The 6,850-nt window shown below is 47.7% G+C and carries 4 protein-coding genes and 1 tRNA gene; 2 read left to right on the forward strand and 3 right to left on the reverse strand.

What is annotated here, in order from left to right:
* Window positions 1–123 precede the first annotated feature (123 nt).
* Both GEV47_RS11165 and uvrB read right to left on the reverse strand, forming a co-directional pair.
* Complete coding sequence (locus GEV47_RS11165; protein ID WP_153234857.1) at window positions 124–909, reverse strand: uracil-DNA glycosylase family protein; 786 nt, start codon at window positions 907–909, stop codon at window positions 124–126.
* A gap of 141 nt (window positions 910–1,050) precedes the next feature.
* The gene (uvrB, locus tag GEV47_RS11170; RefSeq protein WP_153234858.1) at window positions 1,051–3,138 is read right to left on the reverse strand and encodes an excinuclease ABC subunit UvrB; all 2,088 of its coding nucleotides are present in this window, start codon (window positions 3,136–3,138) and stop codon (window positions 1,051–1,053) included.
* Window positions 3,139–3,265: 127 nt separating this feature from the next.
* Here uvrB and GEV47_RS11175 point away from each other — a divergent pair, with 127 nt between their 5' ends.
* A complete protein-coding gene (locus tag GEV47_RS11175) occupies window positions 3,266–4,483 on the forward strand; it encodes an amino acid aminotransferase (RefSeq protein WP_153234859.1) in 1,218 nt (405 codons plus the stop codon).
* A gap of 108 nt (window positions 4,484–4,591) precedes the next feature.
* Window positions 4,592–4,667, forward strand: a tRNA-Asn gene (locus GEV47_RS11180).
* 1,375 nt (window positions 4,668–6,042) lie between these two features.
* Here the strand turns inward: GEV47_RS11180 and GEV47_RS11185 are convergent.
* Window positions 6,043–6,834 carry a hypothetical protein gene (locus GEV47_RS11185; protein ID WP_153234860.1) on the reverse strand — a complete coding sequence of 264 codons (792 nt, stop codon included), beginning with the start codon at window positions 6,832–6,834 and terminating at the stop codon, window positions 6,043–6,045.
* Window positions 6,835–6,850: the final 16 nt, after the last annotated feature.

Raw genomic sequence — 6,850 nt, forward strand, 5'->3', positions numbered from 1 at the left:
GATTAGTACAGTATAACAAACTTGACTGAATTAATCAGGTATTACCCTACTCTGAATAATGGCTTTCTGTCCGATACACGACATTTGAATGGCAAAAAAGATCATTAAATGCATGTTGAAAAATCATTTTTCCAATAGCTGCATAGGGCCAAACAACGCTTGCATCCCTGCATTACCAATAAAACTCAGGTTATATGGATGCTCTGCCACGGCCTTCGGAAAACTGGCAACTAATGGCAAAGCGTTTAATTGCTCCGCAATTTTGCCCCATAAAACCAAGGTCGGCATTGTACCAATCTTGCGCTCTGCCAGCCCGCGCAGCACAATTTGCATGAAAATTTGCCAAGGTTTGGCTTCTTTAACTGGAGCAACGTCTGGCCGAAACACCAGTGTCGCATTCAGCAATAGAAAACCTTGCTCAGTCAGCTTGCATTGCAAATCTGATAAAGTTTGTATCGTAGTCGATCCGCCACCTTGCGCACGTGCCGCCACCTCGCCCATTGCATCGCCAGTCGTCTTTTCTATTGATAGCTGGCCATCAGCGACCAATAGCATTTTCATGAAATTACGCAAAGACGTGGCGCGATTGACTTGTTTGGATAGCCCGGTGTCCGACCACAATGAGCCAACTGCACCGTCCATAAAACAAACGCCCGTTGCACTGGCTGCACGCGGATAGGGGCCCTCTCCGATGAGTACATATTTGACGGCATCCAATGGCTGTGTAAATGCGGCGAATAGTCGGTTTTCGGTTGGTAAGTATTCGGTCGTTACCAATTCAGTTAAGTAGGTTGGATGGGCTTGCGACATCGCTTGCAAGCCTTCCGACAGGATCGCGTGCCAGGATGAGTCTGCGAGGGCCAGAGCTTGCTGGATTTGGTGAGGAATGGCTATTGATGAATCGTGCATAGAAATCTTAAAAAATTAAAAAAAATAGAATGGATCGCCGTTGCGCAACGCATGCAGCGATGCGATGCGATGCCCATTAGTACTCTGAGGTGGTAATTGATGGGTGTCACTATGCTTCACCCACCTTACAATCAAGATCGCCTAATCAGCCAACGGCACATTATCCGCTCCCGGCGCACCAAACAATTGCTGCTTCAATTGATGCAACTGATCGCGTACCTGCGCGGCTTTTTCAAACTCCAGATTTTTAGCGTGATCCAGCATGAGTTTTTCCAGGCGCTTGATTTCTCTGCTGACCTGCTTTTCACTCATCACTTCGTACTTGGCCAACTCCTGCGCCGCGTTCAATTCTTCGCGCGCTTCTTGCGGGCTATAAACGCCGTCGATCAATTCTTTGATTTGTTTGCGCACACCAATCGGCGTGATGTTATTGGCGAGATTAAACGCTGTTTGTTTTGCCCGCCGCCGCTCGGTTTCATCAATCGCTCGTTTCATCGAATCGGTCATTTTGTCGGCGTACAAAATCGCCGTACCGTTCAGATTACGTGCGGCCCGTCCTATGGTTTGAATCAGGCTGCGTTCGGAACGCAAAAAGCCCTCTTTGTCGGCATCCAAAATTGCCACCAGCGACACTTCAGGAATGTCCAAACCCTCGCGCAGCAAGTTAATTCCGACCAGCACGTCAAACGTACCGAGACGCAGATCGCGAATGATTTCAACGCGTTCGACAGTTTCAATATCACTGTGCAAATAACGCACCTTGATACCGTTATCGCTTAGGAATTCAGTTAATTGTTCAGCCATGCGCTTGGTCAGCGTCGTCACCAAAATGCGCTCGTTCTTTTTAATACGTTTATGCGCTTCCGACATTAAGTCATCGACTTGACTCAACGCCGGGCGAACCTCAATTAACGGATCAACCAAGCCGGTCGGACGTACAACTTGCTCCACGATTTGATCGGCGTGCTGTTTTTCATAGTCAGCTGGAGTAGCTGAAACAAACACCGTTTGCCGCATCTTGCTTTCAAACTCTTCAAACTTCAGCGGACGATTATCCAACGCGGACGGCAAGCGGAAACCATAATCGACCAGATTGGTTTTGCGAGAACGGTCACCGTTATACATCGCATTCAATTGACCAATCAACACATGCGACTCATCTAAAAACATCAACGCATCTTGCGGCAAATAATCAACCAAAGTCGGTGGTGGCTCACCTGCTTTAGCACCGCTCAAATGACGGGAATAATTTTCAATGCCTTTAGTGAAACCGATTTCTTGCATCATCTCCAAATCGAAGCGTGTGCGTTGTTCTATGCGCTGCTCTTCTATCAACTTGTTCTCTTTGCGGAAAAACTCTAAACGATCGCGCAGCTCTTCTTTGATCGTTTCTATCGCACGTAAAACCGTCGCCCGTGGCGTTACATAATGCGAACCAGGATAAACCGTAAAACGCGGAATTTTTTGTTTCACGCGCCCCGTCAATGGATCGAATAATTGCAGGTTTTCGATTTCGTCATCGAACATTTCGATCCGTACCGCCAACTCGGCATGCTCTGCCGGAAACACATCTATCGTATCGCCACGCACGCGGAAAGTACCGCGACCAAAATCGATCTCGTTGCGTGTGTATTGCATTTGTATCAACCGCGCAATCACATCACGCTGACTGACTTTATCCTTGGCGCGCAAAGTCAAAATCATCTGGTGATATTCACTCGGATTACCAATACCGTAAATCGCCGAAACGGTAGCGACGATTACCACGTCGCGCCGCTCCATCAACGATTTGGTGCATGACAATCGCATTTGCTCGATATGTTCGTTGATCGATGAATCTTTTTCGATAAACAAATCCCGCTGCGGCACATAGGCCTCAGGTTGATAGTAGTCGTAATAACTGACGAAATATTCCACTGCGTTATGAGGGAAAAATTCGCGAAATTCACTATACAGCTGCGCCGCCAAAGTTTTGTTCGGCGCAAAAACGATCGCCGGCCGCCCCATCTGCGCAATCACATTCGCCATGGTGTAAGTCTTGCCCGAGCCAGTTACGCCCAGCAATGTCTGAAAAAACAACCCGTCTTCAATTCCCTCCGCCAACTTGGCGATTGCGGCCGGTTGATCGCCTGCAGGCGGGAACGGCTGAAACAATTTAAAGGGCGAATTGGGGAACGTGACCATTTTAGATTCGTCAATTCCACTAGGAACTGGTGACAGCTCTGCCATATACGTAGACCTTTGGTAAAATAAGCGGTATTCCAAAACCAGCGCCAAAGCAAGCCGGCTCAGCATTAGACTTCCTTAAAACCCCGATTGTGAAATTTCTTCGCAGTCAATTTTTTATGTTATCACGATGACCGCTCCTCTTTCAGCCTCACTCTTCACCGCCATCGAAATGGCGCCACGCGATCCGATCTTAGGCATTACAGAAGGTTTTAATGCTGATCAAAATCCCAATAAAACCAACCTCGGCGTCGGCGTGTATTACGACGACAATGGCAAATTGCCATTGCTGGAATGCGTACGTAAAGCAGAAGCAGAGCTGATGGCAAAATTGTCACCGCGTGGTTATTTGCCTATCGATGGCTTGGCCGCTTATGACAAGGCTGTGCAAGAATTAGTATTTGGCGCAGACAGCGCCGTCGTGAAAGAAAAACGTGCAGTTACCGTCCAGGCAATCGGTGGCACTGGCGCACTGAAATTGGGCGCGGACTTCCTCAAACGTTTCTCAAACGACAATGCGCAAGTATGGATCAGCGATCCAAGCTGGGAAAACCATCGCGCACTGTTTGAATCAGCTGGTTTTACGGTTAACAACTATCCGTACTACGATGCCGCCACCCGCGGCGTCAATTTCGTCGGCATGATGGAAGCATTGAACAACATGGCTAGCGGCTCCATCGTCGTCTTGCACGCGTGCTGCCACAACCCGACAGGCGCCGACCTCAACCATGATCAATGGACACAAGTCATTGAGGTAGTCCTCAAGCGTGGCTTGATCCCTTTCCTCGATATGGCTTATCAAGGTTTTGCCGATGGCATCACTGAAGATGGCGAAGTGGTACGTCGCTTCGCACAAGCAGGTGGCCCGCTATTCGTTTCTAACTCCTTCTCGAAATCGTTTTCGCTGTATGGCGAGCGCGTAGGCGCGCTCAGCATCGTCGCCGCCAGCACAGAAGAAGCCAGTCGTGTCTTGTCGCAATTAAAACGTGTAGTACGCACTAACTACTCCAACCCGCCAATTCACGGCGGCCAAGTGGTTGCAACCGTCCTCGCTTCACCAGAGTTGCGCAAACTGTGGGAAGAAGAATTGGCAGGCATGCGCGTGCGGATACGCGAAATGCGTCAATTGCTGGTGAAGAAGTTAAAAGAACAAGCACCTGCGCAAGATTTCGACTTTGTCACCAAGCAGCGCGGCATGTTCTCTTACTCCGGTTTAACAAAACCACAAGTTGAGCGCTTGCGTGATGAGTTCTCAATTTATGCAGTCGACACTGGCCGTATTTGCGTTGCCGCACTTAATACAAAAAATATTGACGCAGTCGTAGCCGCAATAGCAAAAGTATTGTAGAATCCCGCTCCTCGGTAGGTAATGAGAATTTATTTACCGAGATTAAAAAAGCAAAAGAAAAGTTTTGACAAAGCAGTAAATCGAAACTATAATCTTGCTTCTTTCAATTCCCTGATAGCTCAGTCGGTAGAGCGACGGACTGTTAATCCGCAGGTCCCTGGTTCGAGTCCAGGTCGGGGAGCCAAGATATATAAGGGGTTGCATGCAAATGCAACCCTTTTTCTTTTGTCCGAAAACATCGTTATATTTGCCAGTGGCAAATATACTTCGCGATCTTCAGCACTACATTCTCGCAAACATTGCGTTTTGCCCGGACTCTCCTTAGCCATTTGTGAAGTCATCATTGCACCAACCCTGCTCCAGTCCCCCATCAACTGAGATTCCCTCGTTTTTACGTCTCAGAGCGAGTTTTATGGAAGCAATTTCATCTGGATTTGGGATTGATGCGCGTGACTGCCTACCCATTGAATTCTATTGCGACCTAGTGGCTTTATCAGCATCCTGACCACTATCGTCATACGCAGCTTTCAGATTGCCATTAACGTTATATTCTTAATCATTAGGTTGATTGTTACAATTATCAATATAGTTTTAAGATTTAAAAAATCTCAGGGTAATTTTGTTGCGACTAGTGCGCTCGGAACTAATTCTCCTACAAAACTGGAACTAAATCTCCTAACAACTCCTGTTGCATCTTTGCAGAAAATTTAGTTCCATTGATGCGGGACCCGATTCCGAATGAAACTCAGCTTTCTACACATCATTGGCAAATTTAGTTCCAGCGGCAGACTATGGGTATTCTCACGGATCATCTATAACAACCTTACTGAAGGTTATCGAATTTAGATAACATTACATAACTTCCATATAAACTTGAATGATCAGCTACTTCTCTAGGTTTTAGCGCGTTCACACAAGACTTACAAAAGTCATGATGTGAAAATATTTCGCTTTTTGCGCCGAATATGCGAATTTTCTGTCCCGCCGCGAGCATCAAGCCGAGCCAGACGCTCGTAGTCTGAACTCCCGAATTCCCTGCCTACCGGCTGAATTTGGTTCCAAACTTCGTCTATGGGAAGTCCCTCAGGTATCTCAGCTAACAAATCTTCAAGCTTATAATTTATATTTCGTAGAATCTTTCGATATCTGTCGCTACTTCCGTACAGTGCGTACATATGCCGCTTTCTGGTTCGACTTTTCATAAATCACGACTCCTTGTTCACTTAAATGTAAAAATTACCCGAATAGCGCCCCAACGCAATGCCGTCGGGTAATTACCAAAGTGCGTCTTTTACTTTCTCCGGCCATTTCTTCATTTGTCGGGTAACCATTTGATCCCGGAAGGAAATGAAAAATGAGTGAATTAATGCAACATATAAAACGCGTAGCGAGAGATGATGTTCGTCTTTTTTTGCACCGTTCGTCGGTGCAATTGATGCTATAAAAAAATATATCGGACCAGCACGCAAGAAAGTAACACTCTGTTGATTTGCATCTAAAACTGACCCACTTAGCTGGATAATTTGCATCGAAAATTGACCCACGTATAGAACACAATCCTACTCAATTAACGGATTGCCGCCCGACGGCGGCGAAGGACGCAGCGACGACCACCATGACGGTGTGGTCAAGGTGCTGGTGGTATCCGAGGTCGTCACCGTATTGACCGTCACATTCTGCCGCACGTTGTTGATCTGATTGGCTGCCACATTCAAGGTGCCGTCAGCTTCGATGGTGGACGACAAATTATTAATGGTGCCGGTCTGATTGAACAGGTAACCGTTGCCATCCTTGGCGCCATTGGCGGCCATGTTCATATCGCCCAGACTGTAGAGCGTGGCGTCGTTTTGATTGTTGACCGTACCAGTGACCCACAGATTAACTTGATTCACGCCAGCGATGATCGCTGCAGCACCGTCATTGGTCAATGTCGCGGCATTGGCGGTGACGCTATTGCCTATCAACGTGCCGGTATTATTGAGCACATTGCTGCTGGTGTTGACGTTATTGCCTTCGATACGACCGGCATTGGTGATGTTGCCGGAAACCGCATTGACAGTGGTGGTACCGGTGGTCAAATCACCCGGATTGCCGGAGGCAATATCGGCACCCGCCGCGTTAACTACATTGGCGGCGTTAACGGTGAGGTTACCTGCAGCAGCTAACGTCGCCGTGTTGGTCAAGGTGTCAGTGGTCGATAACGTCAGATTGCGGTTGGCCGTGATCTGGTTGCCGGCATCATAGGTATAGTCCCCTTGCAAGCTGATATTACCGTCACGACCGGCGACGATGGTGCCGTCAGGCAAGCGCTCGATCGATAACTTGGTAGGCGAAATTTGAGGGTGACGCATTGTGAGACTTCATAAG

The organism is Glaciimonas soli, assembly GCF_009497155.1.
Taxonomy (GTDB): Bacteria; Pseudomonadota; Gammaproteobacteria; order Burkholderiales; family Burkholderiaceae_D; genus Glaciimonas; species Glaciimonas soli.